Below are 24,062 nucleotides of genomic sequence, written 5' to 3' on the forward strand. Positions count from 1 at the left end.
GGCTCAGTGCAGCGAGGCGCGGGCGCGCTCGATCTGCATCAGCTGCGTGTCGATGCTGTCGCGGGCGGCGTCGATCGAGGCGCGGACGCTGTCGAGCTGCTCCAGCGACGCGGACTGGCCGTGCTGCTGCAGCCACAGCCGCTGGCGCAGCATCTCCTGCATCGCCTCGCGCACGGGATTGTGGTCGTCGCCGGCGATGGCCTCGATTTCCGAGCGCGCGGTGCGCAGCCGGTCCTCCAGGGCGTCGGCGGCGTCGAGCAGCTGCGCCATGGCGCGGTTGCGGCGGCTGCCGCGGCTGCGCAGCCATGCGGTCAGGGCCGCTGCGGCGGCAACGACCAGCACAGACAGGACAAGAACGGTCACAATGGCACTCCCCCGGACTGGACGGCAGTCTGCCCGCCGTCGCGGCGCCGGGCAAATTCCCTGCCCGCACAACGGCTTGCCCGCCATGGGGCGGTTTGACAGGGGGGACTTCGACCTTTAAAATCCTACAGCTTATGTCCGCCGAACTGCCCGAAATCCTGGACGCCTGGCGGATGGTCGCCGCGCGGCGGGAGTTCAAGGGCCGGGTCGCGCTGGCGGCGCTGCCGAGGCTGCGCGACGCACTGTTGGACGCCGAGGGCGAAGTGGTTTTCGCACTGGGATTCGATTGCGACGCGCTGCGGGTGCCGTACCTGGAACTCAAGATCGACGCGGAGCTGCCGCTGCAATGCCAGCGCAGCCTGCAGCGGTTCCTGTTCCCGGTGCAGCTGGAGCAGCGGCTGGGGCTGATCCGGGACGAGGAGGAGGAAGCCGGCCTGCCCGGTGGCTACGAGCCGCTGCTGGTCGACGCCGACGGCATGCTGCGGCCGCTGGACCTGGTGGAGGACGAACTCATCCTCGCCATTCCAGTGGTGCCGGTGAAGCCGGGCTCCGAGGCGGTCGAGCGCGACTGGCCGGTGTCCGCGGAAGAGGAAGAGCGTACCAATCCCTTCGCCGGCCTGGCCGCGCTGAAGAAGAAACAATGAAGCGGTTCGCGCCCCCGTGGCGCAACCGGCAGTAGCAACAACCGAATCGTTCCTGGAGCAATCCCATGGCTGTGCAGAAGTCCCGCGTCACCCCGTCCCGTCGTGGCATGCGTCGTTCGCACGACGCCCTCACGGCCAAGCAGCTGGCCACCGACCCGACCACGGGCGAGACCCACCTGCGCCACCACATCACCGCCGACGGCTACTACCGCGGCAAACAGGTGATCCAGCCGAAGACCAAGGTCGTCGACGAGGATTGACCCAGCGTCCGGGCCCGCATGCGGGCCTGGCGACATCGGCCCGCACCCCGTGTCCGCGTCCGCGCGGCTGCCGGCGTCGCGGGCCGCCCGCTTCGACCCGAGGGCCGTCCACGAGATGAGCAGCAGCGCGCGGATCTATTCACGTATCGCCGGGACCGGCAGCTACCTTCCCAGCAAGGTGCTGACCAACGACGACCTGTCCAGGATCGTCGACACCAGCGACGAGTGGATCGCCTCGCGCACCGGCATCCGTGAGCGCCATATCGCCGCCGAAGGCGAAACCACCGTGGACCTCGCGTACCACGCGGCCACGCGTGCGCTCGAGGCGGCCGGCACCCGTGCCGACGAGCTCGACCTGATCATCGTCGGCACCACCACGCCGGACCTGGTATTCCCGTCCTCGGCCTGCCTGCTGCAGGAACGGCTGGGGATCGCCGGATGCGGCGCGTTCGACGTCAATGCTGCCTGCTCGGGCTTCCTGTACGCGCTGTCGGTCGCCGACAAGTTCATCCGCTGCGGCGATGCGAAGACCGTGCTGGTGGTGGGCGCCGAGACGCTGACCCGCATGGTCGACTGGACCGAGCGCACCACCTGCGTGCTGTTCGGCGACGGCGCCGGCGCGGTCGTGCTCAAGGCCGATGCCGAGACCGGCGTGCTCAGCACCCACCTGCATGCCGACGGCAGCAAGAAGGAACTGCTGTGGAATCCGGTGGGCGTGTCGGTGGGCTTCGACGAGAACGCCAAGAACGCCGGCGTGCGCATCCGGATGTCGGGCAGCGACGTGTTCAAGTACGCGGTCAAGGCGCTCGATTCGGTGGTCGAGGAAACGCTGCAGGCCAACGGCCTGGACCGTCACGACATCGACTGGCTGATCCCCCACCAGGCCAACCTGCGCATCATCGAAGCCACCGCCAAGCGGCTGGAAATGCCGATGGAGCGGGTGATCGTCACCGTCGACAGGCATGGCAACACCTCGTCTGGTTCGGTGCCGCTGGCGCTGGACGAAGCGGTGCGTTCGGGCAAGGTGCAGCGCGGCCAGCTGGTGCTGCTCGAGGCCTTCGGCGGCGGCTTCACCTGGGGCTCGGCGCTGCTGCGCTACTGACCGTTCGGCGGCGCCGCGCCGCGGCGTCCGCGATCCGCGTCGGGTCATTGGCGTCTTCCTTCCGGTTCGACCAGGCGCGCTCCTGCGGTCGAACCTTAGCGTGTGCCTGGCCGCCTGGCCGCCTGGCCGCCCGGCAGCCTGCCGGGACGGAGCGGGGGTTCCGGTTGGCGGGAACCCCGGCCGCCGTCCAAGCGCGGTGGCATGCCGCGGGCCTGGCAGGCCCTCCAGCATCGGTACACCAGGTTCGATGGTCGCAGCGAAGGGCACGCACCGGCGCGAAAGGCGTCACTTCGGCTTCGGGCCTCGCGACCCTCACCTCGCGCATCCGCAACACGCCTCCCACGCCCCGGTGCGCTCCGCACCACGGCCGGCGGGCATACGCCCCGGTACAGACGAGGCCACGGCTTTGCCCGTATCATCGCGCCCTGATTTTCACCCGGATGCTGGCGTGACCGATCCACAACTCGCGTTCGTGTTCCCCGGCCAGGGTTCGCAGTCGGTGGGCATGCTCGCGGAACTCGCCGAGCGGCACCCTGTCGTGCGCGACACCTTCGCCGAAGCCTCGCAGGGCGCGGGGGTCGACCTGTGGTCGCTGGCGCAGGGCGGTCCGGAGGACCAGCTCAACCGCACCGAGTTCACCCAGCCGGCGCTGCTGGCCGCGGGCGTCGCGGTGTGGCGCGCATGGCTGCAGCAGGGCGGCGCGCGTCCGGCGCTGCTCGCCGGCCACAGCTTGGGCGAGTACGCGGCGCTGGTCGCCGCCGGCGCGCTGTCGCTGGAAGATGGCGCGCGCCTGGTGCGCCTGCGCGGCCAGCTGATGCAGGACGCGGCGCCCGCCGGCTCCGGCGCGATGGCGGCGGTGATCGGCGCCGAGGACGCGCTGGTCGACGAGGTCTGCCGGGATGCATCGCAGGACGGCGTGGTGGTGCCGGCCAACCACAACTCGCCGGGCCAGATCGTCATCGGCGGCCACGCGGCCGCGGTCGACCGTGCGCTGGCGCTGCTGGCCGAGCGCGGCGTGCGCAAGACGGTGAAGCTCGCGGTCAGCGTGCCCTCCCATACCCCGCTGATGCGCGAGGCGGCCAACCGCCTGTCGCAGGCGATGGCCGGCCTGTCCTGGAACGAACCTGCGATCCCGGTGGTGCAGAACGTCGATGCTGAGGTGCACGCGGGCGCGCAGGCGATCCGCGATGCGCTGGTGCGCCAGCTCTACCTGCCGGTGCAGTGGACGCGATGCGTGCAGGCGCTGGCGGCGAACGGCGCGACGCGCGTGGCCGAGTGCGGCCCGGGCAAGGTGTTGGCCGGGCTGGTGCGCCGCATCGACAAGGGCATCGACATGCGCGCGCTCGGCACGCCGGGCGAGTTCGATGCCGCGATGGAGGCCTGGAAAGGCTGATCGACGCGCGACCCGCGCGGGTCCCGCGGTTCGGCGCGCGGTCCCCCGCGGCCATCGGCGGAATCCGCGGCAGAATGCTCCAGTTGCACACAGGTGGATGAAGAGATGACCCAGGAACTCAAGGGCGAGATCGCGCTGGTCACCGGCGCCAGCCGCGGCATCGGCGCGGCGATCGCCGATACGCTTGCCGCGCAGGGCGCGACCGTGATCGGCACGGCGACCTCCGAAGCGGGCGCCAGCGCCATCGGCGACCGGCTCGCGGCGCACGGCGGCCATGGCCGCGTGCTCGACGTGTCGGTGCCAGGCCAGGTCGAAGCGCTGATCGAGGCCATCGGCAAGGAGATCGGGCCGCTGTCGATCCTGGTCAACAACGCCGGCATCACCCGCGACGGCCTGCTGATGCGCATGAGCGACGAGGACTGGCAGGCGGTCCTCGATACCAACCTAAGCAGCGTGTACCGCTCCTCCAAGGCCGCGATGCGCGGGATGATGAAGGCACGCAAGGGCCGCATCATCAACATCGCCTCGGTGATCGGCGTCACCGGCAACGCGGGCCAGACCAACTACGCCGCGGCCAAGGCCGGCATCATCGCCTTCAGCAAGTCGCTGGCGAAGGAGATCGGTTCGCGCGGCGTCACCGTCAACGTGGTCGCGCCGGGCTTCATCGAGACCGACATGACCGCGGCCCTGCCCGAGGAAGTGAAGAAGGGCCTGGTGGGCCAGATCGCGCTTGCGCGCCTGGGCCAGGCATCGGACATCGCCAACGCGGTGGCCTTCCTTGCAGGCGCTGGCGCCGGGTACATCACCGGCGAAACCATCCACGTCAACGGCGGCATGTACATGCCCTGACCCGACCAGCCTTCCGGGACGTGCCGCGGCGTTTTGCGCTGCGTCCCTAAGTTGCCGATTTCAAAGGGAATGCGTGGCCGGTAGTTGCGGCGCGCAGACCCGCCCCGGGGCCGCGCAGCGGCAACGCGCTATCCTCGCCCCGGATCAGACCTTACACTTGTCACCGTAACAGCCTCCGCGGAGCTACAACCAATGAGCAGCATCGAAGAACGCGTCAAGAAGATCGTGGTCGAACAACTGGGCGTCAAGGAAGAGGAGGTCAGCGCCAGCGCTTCCTTCGTCGACGACCTCGGCGCGGACTCGCTCGACACCGTCGAACTGGTGATGGCGCTCGAAGAAGAGTTCGAGTGCGAGATCCCCGACGAGGAAGCCGAGAAGATCACCTCGGTGCAGCAGGCGATCGACTACATCAAGACCCACGTCAAGGCGTGAGTCCTGCCGGCGCGCCTGGCCCGAGCGGCCAGGCGTCGCCAAGCCTGCGATACCGCCGACCCGTCCGGGCCGGCACGTAACAACCCGGGGCCGCATTGCGGCCTCGTGCGTTTTGCATCGCGCCGCCTCGGCGGCGCGATGCCCACGAATGCATCGAGGAGAGAGCCGCCCATGTCCAAGCGCCGCGTCGCCATCACCGGCATCGGCATCCTGTCGCCGCTCGGCAACGACCTGGCCACGAGCTGGGACGGCATCGTCAGCGGCCGCTCCGGCATCGGCCCGATCACCCATTTCGACGCCTCCGCCTTCGCCACCCGCATCTCGGGTTCGGTCAAGGATTTCGATCCGACCCGGTGGATCGCGGCGAAGGACGTCAAGAAGATGGATCCCTTCGTCCATTACGGCGTGGCTGCGGCGCTGATGTCGATCGCCGACGCCGGGCTGGAGATCCGCGAGCCCGACGCCGACCGCATCGGCGTGGCCATCGGCGCCGGCATCGGCGGACTCAAGGGTATCGAAGAGACGTCGATCAAGTACCACGAGGGCGGGCCGCGCAAGGTCTCGCCGTTCTACGTGCCCAGCACCATCATCAACATGGTCGCCGGCCAGGTCTCGATCATGACCGGCGCGCGCGGTCCCAACATCGCCGTGGTCACCGCCTGCACCACCGCCACGCACAACATCGGCCTGGCCGCGCGCATGATCCAGTACGGCGATGCCGACGCGATGATCGCCGGCGGCTCCGAGTTCGCGACCACGCCCACGTCGCTGGGCGGCTTCTGCGCGATGAAGGCGCTGTCCACGCGCAACGACGATCCGGAGCGGGCATCGCGCCCCTGGGACGCGGAGCGCGACGGGTTCGTGATGGGCGACGGCGCCGGCATCCTGGTGCTCGAGGAGTGGGAACGCGCGAAGGCGCGCGGCGCCCGCATCTACGCCGAACTCGTCGGCTTCGGCATGAGCGGCGACGCGCACCACATGACCGCGCCCAGCGAGAACGGCGAAGGTGGCGCGCGCTGCATGGTCGCCGCGCTGCGCGATGCGGGCATCGACCCGTCCGAAGTCGGCTACATCAACGCCCACGGCACCTCCACGCCGCAGGGCGACCTGGCCGAGACCATGGGCATCAAGTCCGTGTTCGGCGCGCACGCCTCGAAGCTGATGGTCAGCTCCACCAAGTCGATGACCGGCCACCTGCTCGGCGCGGCCGGCGGCGTCGAGGCGGTGTTCTCGGCGATGGCGCTGCACACCGGCGTGATTCCGCCGACGATCAACCTCGACAATCCGTCCGATGGTTGCGACCTCGACTACGTGCCGCACACCGCGCGCGAGGCGAAGATCGACATCGCACTGTCGAACTCCTTCGGCTTTGGCGGCACCAACGGCACGCTGATTTTCCGCCGGGTCTAGAGTCGCGACGCTCGCGCCAGGGCGGCGGCGCGTTCCGTCGCCGGCGCGGGTGCCGCAGGGGCGTATTTCCGCAAGCACGCATCGGGGCCTTTTCGCGGCCCCGTCCAGCCCGGCCCGGTCACCAGAAGCGAGTCCAGGGTGCTGATCAGCAGGCCGCTACCGCCGGATACGGACCTCCTGGCGCTGCATCGCCTGGACCCCGCCGGCTGCCCGCTGCTGCTGCAGTCGGTCGCGCATGGCACGGCGCAGGCGCGCTGGGACCTGCTGCTCGTCGCCAGCGGCGAGTCCCTGACCCTGGGCGTCGATGGCGTCACCCGCGACGGAACCGGCATCGCGTCCACGGGTACGTTCCTGCAGGCGCTCGACGCGGCCTGGAGCGCGCTGCGGCTGCCGCGCGAGGAGCCGCGCTGGCCATTCCGCGGCGGCTGGGCGCTGCTGCTGGGCTACGAGCTGGCGGGGCAGGTCGAGCCGGTGCTGCGGCTGCCCGCGGCGGAGGGCGGCCTGCCGGTGGCGCAGGCGCTGCGCTGCCCGGCCGCGATCCTGCGCGACCATGCCGGCGGCGAATGTGTGGCGGTGGCGGAATCCGGTCACGGCGCGATGCTCGATGCAATCGAGCGGAAACTGGCCGCCGCCGCGGGGCTCGATCCGCTGCCCGCGTGGCAGCCGCCCGTGGAGGTGCGCGAGGACGCGCCGGAGCGCTTCACCGACGGGGTCGTGCGCATCCTCGACTACCTCGCCGCGGGCGACGTGTTCCAGGCGAACCTCTCGCGCGGCTGGCGGGCTGGATTCGCCGCGCCGCTGGATCCCGCGCGGCTCTACGCGCGCATGCGCCAGGCCAATCCCGCGCCCTTCGCCGGCCTGTACGCCGGCGACGGCTGGGCGGTCGCGAGCGCCTCGCCCGAGCGCTTGGTCTCGGTGCGCGGCGACGTGGTCGAGACGCGGCCGATCGCCGGGACCCGGCCGCGCATGCCGGGCGACGACGATGCCGCACGGATGCGCGAACTGATCGGCCATCCCAAGGAACGCGCCGAGCACGTGATGCTGGTCGACCTGGAGCGCAACGACCTGGGCCGCGTCTGCGTGCCCGGCAGCGTCGAGGTCGACGAGCTGATGACTATCGAAAGCTATGCGCACGTGCACCACATCGTCAGCAACGTGCGCGGACGCCTGGGCGCCGACGCCGGTCCCGGCGAGGTGATCGCCGCGACCTTCCCGGGCGGCACCATCACCGGCTGCCCCAAGGTGCGCTGCATGCAGGTCATCGCCGAACTCGAGGGCGGCGGGCGCGGGGCCTACACCGGCGCGATGGGCTGGCTCAACCGCGACGGCGACCTCGACCTCAACATCCTGATCCGCAGCGCCGAGGTCGAAGGCGCGCAGGTGCGTTTCCGCACCGGCGCCGGGATCGTGGCCGATTCGGACCCGGCGCGCGAACTCGACGAAACCCGCGCCAAGGCGCGCGGCATGCTCCAGGCGCTGGCGGCGGATGCCGGCGGGGCCACGGTATCCTAGGCCGATGAGCATTCCTTTCCGGACGATGGAGCAGGCGCGTGGCCAAGGCCGCTAGCCGTTGGCGCGGCCTGCGGCTGCTGTTCGTGCTGTCGGCACTGGTGGCTGGCGCCGCGGCGTTCTGGCTGTACGACCGCTACACCGGCTTCGCGGATGCGCCGCTGTCGGGGATCGAGGCGGGCGAAACGGTGCGGGTGGAGCGCGGCGATTCCTTCCGGCGCGTGCTGTCGAAGCTGCGCGAGAACGGCGTGCACGACGGCCACGACCTCGAATGGCAGGCGCTGGCGCGCCAGCTGGGCGCCGACGCGCGGGTGCAGGTGGGCGAGTACGCGCTGGAGCCGGGCATGTCGCCGCGCACCCTGCTGCAGCGCATGCGCGATGGCCGCGTGCTCAGCTACCGCTTCACCATCGTCGAGGGCTGGAACATCCGCGAACTGCGCGCGGCGCTGGCGCGGGCCACGCCGCTGGTACAGAGCATCGGCGACCTGGACGATGCCGCGCTGATGGCGAAGCTCGACCGCGCCGGCGTGCACCCCGAGGGCCGCTTCCTGCCTGAAACCTACGTCTACACCCGCGGCGACACCGACCTGGACCTGCTGCGTCGCGCCAACCAGTCGCTCGAACGCGCGCTGCAAGAGGCCTGGGAAGCGCGCGCGCCGGACCTGCCGCTGCAGGACGCCGGGCAGGCGCTGGTGCTGGCCTCGATCATCGAGAAGGAAACCGGCATCGCCGAGGAGCGCGCGCGCATCGGCGGGGTGTTCGTGCGCCGCCTGCAGCGCGGCATGCGCCTGCAGACCGATCCGACCGTGATCTACGGCATGGGCAGCCGCTACGCCGGCAACATCCGCCGCGCCGACCTGCTGGCTGACACGCCCTACAACACCTACACCCGCGACGGCCTGCCGCCGACCCCGATCGCGATGGCCGGCGTCGACGCGCTCCGCGCGGCGACCCGGCCGGCCGAGGGCGACGAGCTCTACTTCGTCGCGGTCGGCGACGGCAGCGGCCGCCACGTGTTCTCGCGCACGCTGGACGAACACAACGCCGCGGTGCGCGAGTACGTGCGCCGCTACCGCACGCAGTTCGGGCCGTGATGCAGTCGCTGCGCACGCATGCGCGCTTCGTCTCGCTGGAGGGCGGCGAGGGCGCGGGCAAGACCACCGTGCTCGACGCCCTGCGCGAGGCGCTGCGCGAGGGCGGCCAGGAAGTGGTCTGCAGCCGCGAGCCCGGCGGCACGCCGCTGGCGGAGATGATTCGCCGCCTGCTGCTCGACCCCGCGCACGAACCGCCCGCCGCCGAGACCGAGCTGCTGCTGATGTTCGCTGCCCGTGCCCAGCACGTGCGCGAGACGATCGTGCCCGCGCTCGAGCGCGGCGCCTGGGTCCTGTGCGACCGCTTCACCGATTCGAGCTACGCCTACCAGGGCGGCGGGCGCGGGCTCGACGTGGACTGGATCGCGGACCTGGAGCGGCGCGCGGTCGGGCTGCGTCCCGGCCTGACCCTGCTGCTGGATGTCGAAGTCGGCCGCGGTCGCGAGCGCACCCGCGGCCGCGACCTCGTGCCCGACCGCATCGAGGCCGAGCGCGACGAGTTCTTCGAACGCGTGCGCGCCAGCTACCGCGCACGCGCCGCCGCCGAGCCGCAGCGCTTCCGCGTGGTCGACGCCTCGCCGCCGGCTGCCGAGGTGGCGTATGAGGCGGTGCGGCTGTTGCGCGACTGGATGGGACGCGCATGAGCGGCCCGCTCGCCCCCTGGCAGCAGCGCGCCTTCGACCACGCCGCGCGCACGCTGTCGGAAGGCCGCCTCGGCCATGCGCTGCTGATCTGCGGGCCGGCGCGGCTGGGGAAGCGCGCGGTGGCCGAACGCCTGGCCGCGCACCTGCTTGGCGCGCACGGTCCGCGGTCCGACCACCTCATCGAGGCCGGTACGCACCCGGATTTCCACGTGGTCACGCTGCAGCCCAACCGCGAAGGCACCAAGCTGCGCAGCGAGATCGTGATCGAGCAGATCCGCGAACTGTCGGAGAAGCTGTCGCTGACGCCGCAGTACGGCGCCGCGCAGGTGGCGATCGTCGATCCGGCCGATGCCATCAACACGTCCGCGGCCAATGCCCTGCTCAAGACGCTGGAGGAGCCGCAGCCGGGCCGCTACCTGTGGCTGGTCGCGTCGAACCCGGCGCGCCTGCCGGCGACGATCCGCAGCCGCTGCCAGCGGCTCGAGTTCGGTCTGCCGCGGCGCGACGAGGCGCTGGCCTGGCTGCAGGCGCAGGGCCATGCGTCCGGCGTCGCCGTCGAGGCGCTGGACGCGGCGCGCGGCCACCCCGGCCTGGCCGATGCCTGGCTGCGCGATGGCGGCATGCGGCTGCGTCGCGAGGTCGGCGAAGACCTGGCCAGGCTAGCGCGCGGCGAGGCTGCGCCGATCGAGACCGCGCAGCGCTGGACCGGCGACGAGCACGCCGACCTGCGCCTGCGCCATGCCGCCGACCTGGCGCTGGACGAGGCCGCGGGCTTGACCGATCCGGCGCGAATCCGGAAGCTGGCGCAGTGGTTCGATGCGGCCAACCGCACCCGCGACCTGCTGCGCACCACGGTGCGCGCGGACCTCGCAGTCGCGGAGCTGCTGCTGTCCTGGCGCGGCGGGCAAGCGCCGGGTCCGGCATCCGCAAACACGAGGTATCGATGAACACGACCGCGGGCGGCGCGCGCCAGGGCATCCTTTCGCTGGCACTGAAGGACAAGGCGCAGCTGTACAGCGCCTACATGCCTTACCTGAAGAACGGCGGCATCTTCGTGCCCACGCCGCGGCGTTACTTCCTCGGCGACGAGGTGTTCCTGCTGCTGACCCTGCCCGAATCCCACGAGCGCCTGCCGGTCGCCGGCAAGGTGGTCTGGGTCACCCCGACCGGCGCGCAGGGCGCGCGCACCGCGGGCGTCGGCGTGCAGTTCGCCGATACGCCGGAAGGCGAGACGGTGCGGGGCCGGATCGAAACGCTGCTCGCCGGCACCCTGGCCGCCGAGAAACCCACGCACACGATGTGATGCGGGCCACCGCCCCGCGCCTGCGCCGCGCCGCCGCCCTGCTGCTGGGCGTGGCGCTGTGCGCGAACGCGGCGGCGACCGAAGAAACTGCCGGGCCCGCTGCCGCGGCGTCCGCTCCGGAGCGCGTGCGCCTGGACGACGGCCACCTGCAGGTCGAAGTGGCGCCCGCGATCGGCGGCCGCGTGGTGCACCTGTCGCTGCCCGGGCGTGGCAACGTGCTCAAGGTCGGTCCGGCGCTCGACACGGTGCCCGCGCCGGAACCCGCCGCCGATGGTCCGGACCTGCCGTACTTCGGCCATGAGCTTTGGCTGGGCCCGCAATCGCGCTGGTGGCAGGACCAGGACGTGAACCCGCAGCGCCGCGCCGCGGCCGCGCCCTGGCCGCCGGATCCGTGGCTGGCGCATGCGCGCAACCGCATCGTCGAACGCAGCGCGCACGCACTGGTGCTCGAAGGCGTGGCGAGCCCGGTGAGCGGGCTGCAGGCGAGCCAGTCGTTCCGCCTGTCGGGCCGCGCGCCGGCGACGCTCGAACTCGCCGCCGAAGCGGTGAACCGGCGCGACCGCGCGCTGCGCCGCGACCTGTGGTTCAACACCCGCCTGCCCGCGGGCAGCCGCGTGTTCGCGCCGGTGGCCCGGCCCGAGGACGCGCGCCTGCGGGCCGATGGCGACGCGGTGTTCGACGGGCCGGTCGCCTGGTGGGAGGACGGGCTGTATTCGCTGCAGCTGGTGCCGCCTCCGCCGGGCAAGGCCGGTCGGCGCGGAAAGGTCTTCATCGCGCCCTCGGCCGGCTGGATCGCCGGCTTCAATGCCGGGCAGCTGCTGCTGATCCGCTTCGAGCGCCAGGACGATGCGCGCATCGACCCCGAGCACGGCCAGGTCGAGATCTACCAGCAGTGGCACCACGACGATCCGCAAGCGGGGATCCTCGAACTCGAGGTCCACGCCCCGCTGCGCACGCTGGCACCCGGCGAAACGATGCGGGCCGGCGAAACCTGGACCGTGTTCCCGTACGAAGGGCCGGATACGCTCCAGGCGCAGCGCGAGGCGCTCGAGGCCGCCCTGCGCAGCCTCGGCCTGGAGCGCTGAGTCCGGCAGCGCCGGACGCAGCGCCCTGCGGCCGCGGATGCGGCGCCTGCCCCGGCCGGCACTGGGATGGCCGACCATCGCCCGGGTCGCCGTTGGAAAGGCTGCGGACCCGCGTGGTGCAGTCTTCCTGGCCTGGAGGCGACGCCGTCGGGTTGCCGCATCCGGCCTCCCGCTTCCCCCGTTTTCGCGAAGGCCGGATGGAAGAGGCATCGCCTCGCCCGCCCCGCGTCCACCGTCCCGCATCGGGAACGCGTGGCGCATCCCCGGCATTCATCGCGATCCGCGCGTGCCGGTGCCCTGAAGCCGACCGTGGAGGTCCCCGCACATGAAAGCCAACGTCCTGACCCTGGCCTGCCTGGTCGCCGCATCCGCGCTGCTCGCCTGCGACCGCCCCGCCGCCCCCGGCGCCGTCGCCGCAGTGCCCGACGTCTCGCCCCCGGAAATGGCGATGATCGGCGCGCATCTGCTCGAAGGCCTGGGCGACTACCGCTTCGAGGTCACCACCCGGCATCCGGACGTGCAGCGCTGGTTCGACCAGGGAATGATGCTGGCCTACGGCTTCAACCACGATGCGGCCGAGCGCTCCTTCCTCAAGGCGACCGAACTCGATCCGGATTGCGCGATGTGCTGGTGGGGCGCGTCGCTGGTGCTGGGGCCGCACGTCAACGCGGCGATGGATCCGGCCGACAACGCCGACGCCTGGCAGCGCCTGCAGCGCGCGCGCGAACTGGCGCCCGCGGCCAGCGAACGCGAGCAGGCCTTCATCCAGGCGCTGTCCGCGCGCTACGCGGAGCAGCCGCCGGAAGACCGGCGCGCGCTCGACGAGGCCTACGCCGCCGCCGCGCGGGAACTCGCCGGCAAGCGCCCCGACGATGCCGACGCCGCGGTCTTCCTCGCCGAAGCGCTGATGGACCTGCAGCCCTGGGACTACTACGACGCGCAGCAGAAGCCCAAGGGCCATACCGCGGAAGTGGTGCGCACGCTGGAGTCGGTGATGGCGCGCGCCCCCGACCACGCCGGCGCGCTGCACCTGTACGTCCATGCGGTCGAGGCATCCGCCGATCCGCAGCGCGGCGCGGACGCCGCCGACCGCCTGCGCACCCTCGTGCCCGGTTCGGGCCACCTGGTGCACATGCCCGCGCACATCTATGCGCGCGTCGGCCGCTGGCATGACGCGGTGATCGCCAACCAGCGCGCGATCGAGGCCGACGATGCCTACCTCGCACTGTGCCGCGGCAACACCCAGGGCGTGTATCCGCTGGGCTACGTGCCGCACAACCATCATTTCCTGTGGTTCGCCGCGAGCATGGAAGGCAATGCCGGGGTCGCCCGGAGTTCGGCGCTGACCACGTCCGAACGCACCCACCTGCCGGAACTGATGCGCGAGCCCGGCTTCGCCGGCCTGCAGCACTACTGGCTCACGCCCTGGTTCGACCTCGTCCGCTTCGGCCGCTGGGACGAGATCGCAGGGGCCGGCAATCCCGCGCCCGACCTGCCCTATGTCACCGCGATCTGGCACTACGCGCAGGCGATGGCGGCGATCCGGCAGGAGCGGATGGACGATGCCGACGCCCACCTCGCCGCACTGCGGCCGCTGGCCGCGGACCCCGCGATGGACGCGCTGCTGGTGTGGGAACGCTATCCGCTGGCGCACGCCGCGCGCATCGCCGAGCGCACGGTGACCGCGGAGCTGGCGGCCGCCCGCGGCGGATACGACGAAGCGGTGGCGGCGCTGGAGGAAGCGGTGGCGATCGAGGGGGGCATTCCCTACGACGAGCCGCCAGGCTGGCACGCGCCGGTGCGGCAAACGCTGGGCGCGATCCTGCTGCAGGCCGGCCGCAACGCCGAAGCCGAAGCGGTGTACCGCGAGGAGCTGCGGCGCAATCCGGGCAACGGCTGGTCGATGTTCGGCCTGGCGAAGAGCCTCGAGGCGCAGCGCAAGCCGGACGCCGCGGCGGCGATGGACGCCTTCACTGCCGCGTGGGCGCAGTCCGATGTCGTGCTGCGTTCGTCGAGGATGTAGACGCGCCGGGCGTCCTTCGCGCGAGCGGCCTGACAGCGGAAGGGGCGAGCTTCCCGCTCGCCCCCGGTTCCGCGAAACCGTTCTGCGAAACAGCTTGCGCCGGGACTCAGCGCCTCACGACGTCAGTCCGGTCGTCTCCGCATCCTTGCGCAGGGCCGGGCTGTCCCAGCCGGCGCGTGGCGCGAAGCGATCGCCGTACTTCGCCTGCAGCGCCTGCAGGCGGGCCAGCAGCACCTGCGCACCGACCTCGCGGATGGTCTGGATCGGGCCACCGCGGAAAGGGGCATAGCCGGTGCCGAAGATCACGCCGGCGTCGAGCAGTTCGGCATCGGACACCACGCCATCGTGCAGCGCCGCCACCGCCTCGTTGAGCAGCGGCAGGATCAGGCGGTCCTCCAGGTCGTCGGGGGCCTTGTAGTCCTTGGGGACCTCGGGCTTCTTCGGCTTGCTGCCCTTGCCGGTCTGCTCCCAGGCGTAGATGCCCTGGCCGTCCTTCTTGCCGCGCTTGCCGGCTTCGGGCGGATTGGCCAGCGCCGGCGGGATCTGCAGGCCCAGGAAGGGCGCGAGCTCCTGGCCGACGCTGTACGCGACGTCCAGGCCCACGGTGTCGATCAGCTCGATCGGCCCCATCGGCATGCCGTACTTGACCGCCGCCTTGTCGATCACCGGCGCCGGGATGCCTTCGGCGTATGCGGTTGCGGCCTCGAGCATGTACGGGAACAGCAGCCGGTTGACCAGGAAGCCGGGCGTGCCGGCGACCGGCACCGGCAGCTTGTCCAGCGCCTTGCAGAACGCGGCCAGGCGTTGCTCGGTCTGCGGCGACATCGCGTCGTGGCGCACGATCTCGACCAGCGGCATCGACGCCACCGGATTGAAGTAGTGCAGGCCGGCGAACTGCGCCGGACGCGCGATGTGTTCGTGCAGTTCCTCCAGCGGGATCGACGAGGTGTTGGTGGTCAGCAGCGCGTCGGGCTTGAGCCGCGGCTCGACCCCTGCATACAGTTCGCGCTTGGCATCGGCGCGCTCGATGATCGCCTCGATCACCAGGTCGGCACGAGCCACGCCATCGCCGGCCAGGTCGGAGGTGAGTCGCGCGGCGACCGCCGGCCGTTTCGCCTCGTCCTTGACCTTCTTCGCGAACAGTTCCTGCGCGCGTGCCAGCGCGCCATCGATGAACTTCTGTTCGCGATCCTGCAGGGTGACCTCGAAGCCCTTGTAGGCCGACCACGCGGCGATGTCGCCGCCCATCACGCCGGCGCCGACCACGTGCACGTGGTTGATCCCGTGTGGATCCTTGCCGCCCAGGCCCTTGAGCCGCTCCATCAGGAAGAACACGCGGGTGAGGTTGCGCGCGGTCGGCGTGCCGGCCAGCTTCACCACCGACTTCTGTTCGGCGCGCAGCAGCGCCTGGATGCCGCCACCGCTGCGCCGCCAGGTCTCGATCAGCGCGTAGGGCGCGGGATAGTGGTCCTTGCGCGCCTTGCGCGCGACCTGCTTGACCAGCATCGGCGCGAGCAGCTGCCGCGCCGGCCAGGTGTTGGTGATCCAGCCCAGGAAACGCTGCCGGAACGGGCGCTGGCTGCCGCGCAGCGCGAGCTCGGCCGCGGCGTCGAGCAGCAGCGCCGGCTCGACCACCTTGTCGACCACGCCCATGGCGCGGGCCGAGGAGGCCGACAGGTTGCGCCCGCTCAGCATCACGTCCATCGCCGCCGGCGCGCCCACCAGGCGCGGCAGGCGCACGCTGCCGCCCCAGCCGGGATAGATACCCAGCTTCACTTCGGGCAGTCCGATGCGCGTGGACGGGTCGCTGCTGGCGACGCGGTAGTCGCAGGCGAGCGCGATCTCGGTGCCGCCGCCCATGCAGAAGCCGTGGATCGCCGCCACGGTGGGGCAGGGCAGTTCGGCCAGGCGCTGGAACGCCTGCTGGCCGCGGCGGATCGAATCGCCGATCGTGCCCTTGCGGTCGAACTCGGCGAACTCGCGGATGTCGGCGCCGGCGATGAAGCCCTTGTCCTTGGCCGAGCGCAGCACCAGGCCCTTGGGCGGGTCGAGCGCCAGGCGCTCGAGCAGGCCATCGAGTTCCAGCAGCACGTCCTGGGCGAAGGTGTTGACCGACTCGTTCGCGCGGTCGAACGAGAGCACCAGCACCCCGTCCGGGCGCAGCTCGACCTGCCAGTGGCTGAAGCGCAGTCCATCGAGGCCAGCGATCATGCGGGACCATCCGTTAGGGTATGGGAAGCCTCTTATGATCCAGAGGTTGTTTCCCTGCCGTCAAATCGGCGGGTCCGGAGCGTCCGCACGCCGCCTGCGATGCGGCTTGATGCGTGCCGGCCGAGCCCCCAGATCCAGCCGATGCGGGAACTTCCCGCCCCACCGCAGGTCATAGCGCCCGGCCCGGCCGGCCAACCAGGAGTGCCCAGGCCCGATGGCCGAGATCGACACCCAGACACTGGACCTCGAGCTGGTCAAGCGCGTGCAGCGCGGCGACAGCGCCGCGTTCGACCTGCTGGTGCGCAAGTACCAGCACCGCATCGCCGCGCTGATCGGCCGTTACGTCCACGACTGGAGCGAAGTCCAGGACGTGGCCCAGGACACCTTCATCCGCGCCTATCGCGCGATCGGCAACTTCCGCGGCGATGCGCAGTTCTACACCTGGCTGCACCGGATCGCGGTGAACACGGCCAAGAACCATCTGGTCGCCGGCAACCGGCGCCCGCCGGGCGCGGATATCGACGTCGAGGACGCCGAACAGTTCGATTCGGGCATCCGCCTGCGCGACAGCGATACCCCCGAGCGTGAACTGATGCGACAGCAGCTGGAACAAACGGTGGTCCGCGCGGTCGAAGCACTGCCCGAGGAGCTCCGGCTGGCCATCACGCTGCGCGAGGTGGACGGCCTGAGCTACGAGGACATCGCCCAGCGCATGGATTGCCCGATCGGCACGGTGCGCTCGCGCATCTTCCGTGCGCGCGAGGCGATCGACCAGGAAATGAAACCCCTGTTGGACAGCGATACCAGACCGGAGCGTGCGGCACGATGACTTCCGTCGACGACAACGACACCGTCCAGATTGTCCCCGACCCGGACAAACTGTTCGTCTACCACCGCCAGCAGCTGTCGGCCATGCTCGATGGCGAACTGTCGCCGGACGAGGCGAAGTTCATGCTGCGACGGCTGCAGCACGACGTCGAGCTGGCTGCCTGCTGGGAACGCTGGCAGGTCTGCGGCGACGTCCTGCGTGGCCAGCGCAACGACCTGCTGCCGGCCGACTTCGCGCGCCGCGTCGCCGTGGCGGTCGGAGCCGGTGGTCATGCCGCGGCGGACATGCACGAAGCGCGCGTGCCGCGCCGGCCGCGCCTGGCGCGGTGGGGCGGTGGCGCAGCGGTCGCTGCCTCGGTCGCGCTGATGGCGGTGTTCGTGGGCCGGCAGTTGCCCGAGGCCGCGCTGGAGCCCGTTGCCGAACCGGTGCCGATGGTCGCGCAGGCCGGTTCCGCCCCTGCGCAGGCGCAGGACCCGGTCGCGCCCGAAACAGCCCCTGACGTCCCGGTCGCGACGATCGCCGCGGCCGACGTCCCGGCACCCGAGACCCCGGTGGCGCAGCCCGACGCCGCAGTGGCGCTGGCGGCCGTGGCCGCAGCGGCAGAAGCGCCCAGGCGCGCCGCGCAGCGCCGTGCGACGCGCACGCAGCCGCGCGCGGCTGCCGCGCAGACGGCCCAGGTGCCGGTGGCGATCGCGGCGGCGAACGACGCGCTGCCGCCTGCCTCCTTCGCCGATGGTGCGATGAGCGCGTCCGATGCCTTCGCGATGCCGCAGGCCACGGCGCGGCCCTGGCCGCGTGCGCTGCTGTCGCCGCAGTCCGGCTTCACGGTGTCCAGTGGCGGACTGCTGCCGCGCGAGCCGCGGTTCGAGCCGCGGCTGCCCGGCGGCCATCTCGCGCCCTGGGGCACCCCGCTCGCCGCGCCGGCCGAGCCGCAGGCGGACGCCGCCGTCCAACCCTGACGCGCGGCCCTGCCGCGTCTCCAGGCTTCTTCTCTTTCCACGCTTGTCGAGGGCCCTGTCCCGATGAAAACCCCGCTGCACGCATTCGCGCTGATCCTGCTCACCTCGGCGGCCACCACCGCCATCGTGCTGCCCATCGCCACCGCCCAGCCTGGCCCGGAGGCGACGGCTGCCGCGCCGCTGGCCGGTCAGGCGACGGCGGTGCCGGCCGCGCCGCTGGTGACCGGCCTGCCCGATTTCACGCGCCTGGTCGAAGAGGTCGGCCCGGCCGTGGTCAAGATCGACACCACCATCGGCAGCCGGCGCACCGCGCAGCAGCCTGACGACACGCTGCCCGGCGACGAGCAGATCCCGGAGATCTTCCGCCGCTTCTTCGGCCCGGGCTTCCAGATGCCCGGGCCGGGCGGTCCCGGCGGTCGCGCCCCCGCGCCGCGCGGACGCGCGATGGGCACCGGCTTCCTCATTTCCGACGACGGCTACGTGCTGACCAACCACCACGTCATCGACCGCGCCGACGAGGTCAAGGTCACCCTGAGCAACCTGCGCGAGTACACCGCCAAGGTAGTGGGCAGCGACGAGCGCTCCGACGTGGCCCTGCTCAAGATCGACGGCAAGGACCTGCCGATGCTGCGCACCGGCGATGCCTCCAGTGTGAAGCCGGGGCAGTGGGCCGTGGCGATCGGATCGCCGTTCGGCTTCGAGCAGACCGTCACCGCCGGCATCGTCAGCGCGGTCGGGCGCAGCAACCCGTATGCCAACCAGCAGTACGTGCCCTTCATCCAGACTGACGTCGCCATCAACCAAGGCAACTCCGGTGGTCCGCTGCTCAACACGCGTGGCGAGGTGATCGGCATCAACTCGCAGATCTTCAGCAACTCCGGCGGCTACATGGGCGTGGCCTTCGCGATCCCGATCGACGTGGCGATGAAGTCCCGCGGCCCTCGACCGCGCCGTGCGCGGCGTGAAGGCGGGGCAGACGGTGATGCTGCTGGTCCGCGGCCAGGGCGGCAGCCGCTTCGTGGCGATCACGCCGGGCGAAGAAGAGTAGCGCCATCCCGGCCCTCGCCCCGCCCCTGGCGGGCGAGGGCCGGCAGCCCCGCCGCAGCGTCTCCGGGCGCCCGCGGGGGTGGCTCCGGGCCGCACCGCCCGCGAAGGCCGGCGCCCGCCCTATGCGATAATCTCCGGCTGTCCTGACGACGGCCCTGCCGCTCCCCCATGTCCGACCCCATGCGGCAGATCCGCAACTTCTCCATCATCGCCCACGTCGACCACGGCAAGTCGACGCTCGCCGACCGCATCATCCAGCTGTGCGGCGGCCTGACCGAGCGCGAGATGGAAGCGCAGGTGCTCGACAACAACCCGATCGAGCGCGAGCGCGGGATCACCATCAAGGCCCAGTCCGTCTCGCTGCCGTACACCGCGCGCGACGGCCAGACCTACCACCTCAACTTCATCGATACCCCCGGCCACGTCGACTTCTCCTACGAGGTCAGCCGTTCCCTGGCCGCCTGCGAGGGCGCGCTGCTGGTGGTCGACGCCGCGCAGGGCGTGGAGGCGCAGTCGGTCGCCAATTGCTACACCGCGGTGGAGCAGGGGCTGGAAGTGGTGCCGGTGCTGAACAAGATCGACCTGCCCACCGCCGATATCGACCGGGCCAAGGCCGAGATCGAGGCGGTCATCGGCATCGATGCCAGCGACGCGGTCGCGGTCAGCGCCAAGACCGGCCTGAACGTGATCGAGGTGCTCGAGGCCATCGTGCAGCGCATCCCGCCGCCGCAGCCGCGCGATACCGACAAGCTGCAGGCGCTGATCATCGACTCCTGGTTCGACAACTACCTGGGCGTGGTCTCGCTGGTGCGCGTCATGCAGGGCGAGATCAAGGCCAAGAGCAAGCTGCTGGTGATGTCGACCGGCCGCACCCACGAGGTCGACAAGGTCGGCGTGTTCACCCCCAAGCGCAAGGAAATGCCGGCGCTGCGGGCGGGCGAGGTGGGCTGGATCACCGCCTCGATCAAGGACGTCCACGGCGCGCCGGTCGGCGACACGCTCACCTTGTCCGGCGACCCGGCGGCCAAGCCGCTGCCCGGCTTCCAGGAAATGCAGCCGCGCGTGTTCGCCGGCCTGTTCCCGGTCAATGCCGAGGACTACCCGGACCTGCGCGAGGCGCTGGACAAGCTGCGCCTCAACGACGCCGCGCTGCGCTTCGAACCCGAGAGCTCCGAGGCGATGGGCTTCGGCTTCCGCTGCGGCTTCCTCGGCATGCTGCACATGGAGATCGTGCAGGAGCGCCTGGAGCGCGAGTACGACCTCGACCTGATCAGCACCGCGCCCACCGTGGTGTACGAGGTGCTGCGCACCGACGGCGAGGTGATGCCGCTGGACAACCCGGCCAAGCTGCCGCCGGTGAACCAGGTCCAGGAAGTGCGCGAACCGATCATCCGCGCCAACATCCTCACGCCCGAGGCCTACATCGGCGCGATCATCAAGCTGTGCGAGGACAAGCGCGGCGTGCAGCTTGGCATCCAGTACCTGGGCAGCCAGGTGCAGATCAGCTACGAGCTGCCGATGGCCGAGGTGGTGCTGGACTTCTTCGACAAGCTCAAGTCGGTCAGCCGCGGCTACGCCTCGCTCGACTACCACTTCCTGCGCTTCGACGCCGGTCCGTTCGTGCGCGTGGACACGCTGATCAACGGCGACAAGGTCGACGCGCTGTCGATCATCGTGCACCGCAGCCACGCCGACCGCCGCGGCCGCGAGCTGACAGAGAAGATGAAGGAACTGATCCCGCGCCAGCAGTTCGACGTGGCGATCCAGGCCGCGATCGGTTCGCAGGTCATCGCCCGCACCACGGTCAAGGCGCTGCGCAAGAACGTGTTGGCCAAGTGCTACGGTGGCGACATCAGCCGCAAGAAGAAGCTCCTCGAGAAGCAGAAGGAGGGCAAGAAGCGGATGAAGCAGGTTGGTCGCGTCGAGATTCCGCAGGAAGCGTTCCTGGCGGTGCTGCAGGTGGACAACAAGTAAGGGATGGCGTGACATGATGAAATGGTTCGAGCTCGGGCTGGTCGTGCTGACCTTCGCCAGCGGCATCACCTGGCTGCTCGACCGGCTGTTCTTCGCCAGGCGGCGCGCGCAGCGCGCCGGCCTGCTCGAGGAGAAGGAGCCGATCCTCGTCGACTACGCCAGGGCGTTCTTCCCGGTGCTGTTCGTCGTCCTGATCCTGCGCAGCTTCATCGCCGAACCGTTCCGCATCCCGTCCAGCTCGATGATGCCGACCCTGCTGATCGGCGACTTCATCCTGGTCAACAAGTTCAGCTACGGCATCCGGCTGCCCGTCACCAACAGGAAGGTGGTCGCGCTGGGCGAGCCCGAGCGCGGCGACGTGGTGGTGTTCCGCCCGCCGCACCATCCCGATCAGGACTGGATCAAGCGCGTGGTCGGCCTGCCCGGCGACGTCGTCGCCTACCGCGACAACACCGTGTACGTGAACGGCGAGCCGTTCGCCTATGGCGAGCCGGAGCGCTATGTCGGCGTCGGCCGCGGCAGCGACATGACCGGGGCCGGCCTCATCGACGAGACGATGCCGGGGCGCACCCACCAGGTGCTCGAGACCCGGCGCCCGGGCATGCTCGATCCGGGCGAGGGCGAATGGCGGGTGCCGGAAGGCGAGTATTTCGTGATGGGCGACAACCGCGACCGCAGCGACGACAGCCGGTTTTGGGGTACGCTGCCGGAGAGCCAGCTGCGCGGGAAGGCGTTCCTGGTCTGGATGAACCTCGACAGCAGCGCGCCGGGCTGGATCGACTGGAGCCGGATCGGCAGCCGCATTCCGTAGCGCCGGCGCGGAAGGCTGTCAGCAGGCCGGCACATCTGCAGCAAACGGGGGATCGAAATCATGGGTATGCGTCGCAGGCAGGGCGGCATCACGCTGCTGGGCTTCATCTTCGTGGCCGGCCTGGTCGGCTTCCTGCTGTTCATGGGGATCAAGCTGTTCCCGATGTACTCCGAGTACTACAGCGTCAAGTCCGCGCTCAAGAGCCTGGCGGCCGAGCCGGGCGTGGGCAACTACTCGCCGGGCAAGATCCAGGACCTGTTCTTCCGCCGGCTCAACATCAGCTACGCGGAGAACATCAAGAAGGAACACGTCAAGATCGTGCGCAAGGACGCCGGCTGGCAGATGGACGTGCAGTACGAAGTGCGCAAGCCCATGATCGCCAACCTCGATGCAGTGGGCCGGTTCCATGCGAGCGAGCACCTGACCGGGACCGGCGGTGCCGCGAACTGATCCGCAGGCTGGGGCGTTCGACGCGCACACGTTCGTCGAACCCGCGCTGCTGCGGCAGGCCCTGAGCCATCGCAGCGCCGGCGCACCGCACAACGAACGACTGGAATTCCTCGGCGACGCCGTGCTGGGCCTGATCGTGTCCGAGGCGCTGTATGCGCGCTGGCCCAAGGCCGACGAAGGCTCGCTGACCCGCGCACGCGCCGAGCTGGTGCGAGAATCCTCGCTGGCCGAGGTGGCGCGGCGCCTGGCGATCGGCGAACGGCTGACGCTGGGGCCTGGCGAAATGAAGTCCGGCGGCCATCGGCGCGACTCGATCCTGTCCGATGCGCTGGAAGCGGTGATCGGCGCGATCTACCTCGACGCCGGCTACGAGGCCTGCCGTGCGGTGGTGCTGCCGTGGTTCGAACAGGCGGTGTCGGCGGTACCGGCCAGCAAGGTCGGCAAGGACGCCAAGACCCGCCTGCAGGAATGGCTGCAGGGACGGCAGAAGCCGCTGCCGCAGTACGAACTCAAGTCCGAGAGCGGCGAGGAGCATGCGCGCGTGTTCGTCGTGCGCTGCGTGGTGTCCGACCCGCCCGCGGCGGGCGAAGGCGAGGGCGGATCGCGACGCGCCGCCGAGCAGGTGGCGGCTGGCGCGGTGCTGGAGCTGCTGGAAGCGGGCGGCTGAGCCCGGCGGGCGGCGCCCGCCCCGCCGATCACCCGCCATGGACCCGCAACTCCCCTACAATCCGCGCCATGTCGCAGAACCCTCCCGCCGCGCACCGCGCTGGCCACCTCGCCGTCATCGGCCGCCCGAACGTGGGCAAGTCCACCCTGGTCAACGCGCTGGTGGGCGCCAACGTCAGCATCGTCTCCAACCGTCCGCAGACCACGCGCCATCGGCTGCTGGGCATTGCCACGATGCCCGCGGGGCAGATCGTCCTGGTCGATACGCCCGGCCTGCACCTGGAAGGCGGCAAGCGCGCCTCGTCGGCGCTCAACCGGGTGCTCAACCGCGCCGCCCGCGGCGCGCTCGAGGGCGTCGATGCCGCCGCGCTGGTGGTCGAGGCCGGGCGCTGGGACGAGGAAGACACGCTCGCCTACGACACGCTGCACGCCAGCGGGTTGCCGCTGGTCCTGGTGGTCAACCAGGTCGACCGCATCAGCGACAAGGCCACGCTGCTGCCCTACCTGCAGCGCGTCACCGAGGGCCGCAGCTTCGCCGCGGTGCATCCGGTCTCCGCGCTCAAGCGCACCGGGCTGGACACGCTGGTCGCCTCGCTGCTGGCGCAGCTGCCGGAGCAGCCGCCGCTGTACGGCGAGGACGAGATCACCGACCGCAGCCAGCGCTTCCTCGCCGGCGAACTGCTGCGCGAGCAGCTGATGCGCCAGCTCGGCGCGGAGTTGCCTTACGCCACGACGGTGGAGATCGAATCGTTCACCGAGGAACCGTCGCCCAAGGCCGGCGTGATGTACCGCATCGGCGCGGTGATCTGGGTCGAGCGCGAGGGCCAGAAGGCGATCGTGATCGGCAAGGGCGGCACCCGCCTGCGCGACATCGGCAAGCGTGCGCGCGAGCGCATGGAACAGCTGTTCGACGCCAAGGTGTTCCTGCAGACCTGGGTGCGCGTGCGCGAGGGCTGGTCGGACGACGAATCGGCGTTGCGCACGCTCGGCTACGAGTAGCCGCCGCG

Annotated in this window: 23 protein-coding genes and 1 pseudogene; 22 read left to right on the forward strand and 2 right to left on the reverse strand. The window is 70.9% G+C overall.

The annotated features are described in order from the left end of the window. Positions 1-3: 3 nt before the first annotated feature. On the reverse strand, positions 4-363 hold the full coding sequence (locus Q0863_RS01715; protein WP_298573880.1) for a hypothetical protein: 360 nt from the start codon (positions 361-363) through the stop codon (positions 4-6). A gap of 134 nt (positions 364-497) precedes the next feature. Here Q0863_RS01715 and Q0863_RS01720 point away from each other — a divergent pair, with 134 nt between their 5' ends. The 14 genes from Q0863_RS01720 (at position 498) to Q0863_RS01785 (ending at position 14,108) form a co-directional block, all read left to right on the forward strand. Then, complete coding sequence (locus Q0863_RS01720) at positions 498-1,007, forward strand: YceD family protein (RefSeq protein ID WP_298573882.1); 510 nt, start codon at positions 498-500, stop codon at positions 1,005-1,007. A gap of 65 nt (positions 1,008-1,072) precedes the next feature. Then, positions 1,073-1,267, forward strand: a complete 195-nt coding sequence (gene rpmF, locus Q0863_RS01725) for a 50S ribosomal protein L32 (RefSeq protein WP_298573884.1) — start codon at positions 1,073-1,075, stop codon at positions 1,265-1,267. Between the two features lie 115 nt (positions 1,268-1,382). Next, on the forward strand, positions 1,383-2,369 hold the full coding sequence (locus Q0863_RS01730; protein ID WP_298573885.1) for a beta-ketoacyl-ACP synthase III: 987 nt from the start codon (positions 1,383-1,385) through the stop codon (positions 2,367-2,369). Between the two features lie 448 nt (positions 2,370-2,817). Continuing rightward, complete coding sequence (gene fabD, locus Q0863_RS01735; RefSeq protein ID WP_298573888.1) at positions 2,818-3,762, forward strand: ACP S-malonyltransferase; 945 nt, start codon at positions 2,818-2,820, stop codon at positions 3,760-3,762. A 105-nt stretch (positions 3,763-3,867) separates the two neighbouring features. Continuing rightward, positions 3,868-4,611, forward strand: coding sequence for a 3-oxoacyl-ACP reductase FabG (gene fabG, locus Q0863_RS01740; RefSeq protein WP_298573895.1), 744 nt, complete (start codon positions 3,868-3,870; stop codon positions 4,609-4,611). A 192-nt stretch (positions 4,612-4,803) separates the two neighbouring features. Then, entirely contained in the window at positions 4,804-5,043 is a 240-nt protein-coding gene (acpP, locus tag Q0863_RS01745; RefSeq protein WP_298573903.1) for an acyl carrier protein, read from the forward strand. Positions 5,044-5,214: 171 nt separating this feature from the next. Then, complete coding sequence (fabF, locus tag Q0863_RS01750; protein ID WP_298573919.1) at positions 5,215-6,453, forward strand: beta-ketoacyl-ACP synthase II; 1,239 nt, start codon at positions 5,215-5,217, stop codon at positions 6,451-6,453. Between the two features lie 138 nt (positions 6,454-6,591). Next, complete coding sequence (locus Q0863_RS01755) at positions 6,592-7,965, forward strand: aminodeoxychorismate synthase component I (protein ID WP_298573925.1); 1,374 nt, start codon at positions 6,592-6,594, stop codon at positions 7,963-7,965. A 38-nt stretch (positions 7,966-8,003) separates the two neighbouring features. Next, positions 8,004-9,056 (forward strand): endolytic transglycosylase MltG, encoded by a 1,053-nt coding sequence (gene mltG / locus Q0863_RS01760; RefSeq protein ID WP_298573932.1) that lies wholly within the window; start codon positions 8,004-8,006, stop codon positions 9,054-9,056. Next, positions 9,053-9,697, forward strand: coding sequence for a dTMP kinase (gene tmk, locus Q0863_RS01765; protein WP_298573940.1), 645 nt, complete (start codon positions 9,053-9,055; stop codon positions 9,695-9,697). The genes mltG and tmk overlap by 4 nt, the downstream gene beginning before the upstream one ends. Then, the gene (locus tag Q0863_RS01770) at positions 9,694-10,644 is read left to right on the forward strand and encodes a DNA polymerase III subunit delta' (protein ID WP_298573946.1); all 951 of its coding nucleotides are present in this window, start codon (positions 9,694-9,696) and stop codon (positions 10,642-10,644) included. The genes tmk and Q0863_RS01770 overlap by 4 nt, the downstream gene beginning before the upstream one ends. Further along, a complete protein-coding gene (locus Q0863_RS01775; RefSeq protein WP_298573961.1) occupies positions 10,641-11,000 on the forward strand; it encodes a PilZ domain-containing protein in 360 nt (119 codons plus the stop codon). Before Q0863_RS01770 ends, Q0863_RS01775 begins: the two co-directional genes overlap by 4 nt. Next, entirely contained in the window at positions 11,000-12,085 is a 1,086-nt protein-coding gene (locus Q0863_RS01780; RefSeq protein ID WP_298573969.1) for a DUF4380 domain-containing protein, read from the forward strand. The genes Q0863_RS01775 and Q0863_RS01780 overlap by 1 nt, the downstream gene beginning before the upstream one ends. 325 nt (positions 12,086-12,410) lie before the next feature. Then, a complete protein-coding gene (locus Q0863_RS01785; protein WP_298573974.1) occupies positions 12,411-14,108 on the forward strand; it encodes a hypothetical protein in 1,698 nt (565 codons plus the stop codon). Positions 14,109-14,222: 114 nt separating this feature from the next. On the opposite strand, the gene Q0863_RS01790 is transcribed toward Q0863_RS01785, so the two are convergent. Continuing rightward, entirely contained in the window at positions 14,223-16,319 is a 2,097-nt protein-coding gene (locus tag Q0863_RS01790; RefSeq protein ID WP_298573975.1) for a 3-hydroxyacyl-CoA dehydrogenase NAD-binding domain-containing protein, read from the reverse strand. Between the two features lie 214 nt (positions 16,320-16,533). Here Q0863_RS01790 and rpoE point away from each other — a divergent pair, with 214 nt between their 5' ends. The 8 genes and pseudogenes from rpoE (at position 16,534) to era (ending at position 24,054) form a co-directional block, all read left to right on the forward strand. After that, on the forward strand, positions 16,534-17,148 hold the full coding sequence (gene rpoE / locus Q0863_RS01795) for an RNA polymerase sigma factor RpoE (RefSeq protein WP_298573977.1): 615 nt from the start codon (positions 16,534-16,536) through the stop codon (positions 17,146-17,148). Continuing rightward, on the forward strand, positions 17,145-18,107 hold the full coding sequence (locus Q0863_RS01800) for an RseA family anti-sigma factor (protein WP_298573985.1): 963 nt from the start codon (positions 17,145-17,147) through the stop codon (positions 18,105-18,107). Before rpoE ends, Q0863_RS01800 begins: the two co-directional genes overlap by 4 nt. Before the next feature lie 63 nt (positions 18,108-18,170). Beyond that, positions 18,171-19,031: pseudogene (locus Q0863_RS01805) on the forward strand (trypsin-like peptidase domain-containing protein); the annotation flags it as partial. Positions 19,032-19,334: 303 nt separating this feature from the next. Next, on the forward strand, positions 19,335-21,128 hold the full coding sequence (gene lepA, locus Q0863_RS01810) for a translation elongation factor 4 (protein WP_298575833.1): 1,794 nt from the start codon (positions 19,335-19,337) through the stop codon (positions 21,126-21,128). 16 nt (positions 21,129-21,144) lie between these two features. Then, the gene (gene lepB, locus Q0863_RS01815; RefSeq protein ID WP_298575836.1) at positions 21,145-21,939 is read left to right on the forward strand and encodes a signal peptidase I; all 795 of its coding nucleotides are present in this window, start codon (positions 21,145-21,147) and stop codon (positions 21,937-21,939) included. Positions 21,940-22,005: 66 nt separating this feature from the next. After that, the gene (locus Q0863_RS01820; protein ID WP_298575839.1) at positions 22,006-22,389 is read left to right on the forward strand and encodes a DUF4845 domain-containing protein; all 384 of its coding nucleotides are present in this window, start codon (positions 22,006-22,008) and stop codon (positions 22,387-22,389) included. After that, complete coding sequence (rnc, locus tag Q0863_RS01825) at positions 22,376-23,056, forward strand: ribonuclease III (RefSeq protein WP_298574003.1); 681 nt, start codon at positions 22,376-22,378, stop codon at positions 23,054-23,056. Before Q0863_RS01820 ends, rnc begins: the two co-directional genes overlap by 14 nt. A gap of 68 nt (positions 23,057-23,124) precedes the next feature. Then, positions 23,125-24,054, forward strand: a complete 930-nt coding sequence (era, locus tag Q0863_RS01830) for a GTPase Era (RefSeq protein ID WP_298574009.1) — start codon at positions 23,125-23,127, stop codon at positions 24,052-24,054. Positions 24,055-24,062 lie beyond the last annotated feature (8 nt).

Origin of the sequence: uncultured Luteimonas sp. (genome assembly GCF_947492465.1) — a bacterium.
Lineage (GTDB): Bacteria > Pseudomonadota > Gammaproteobacteria > Xanthomonadales > Xanthomonadaceae > Luteimonas.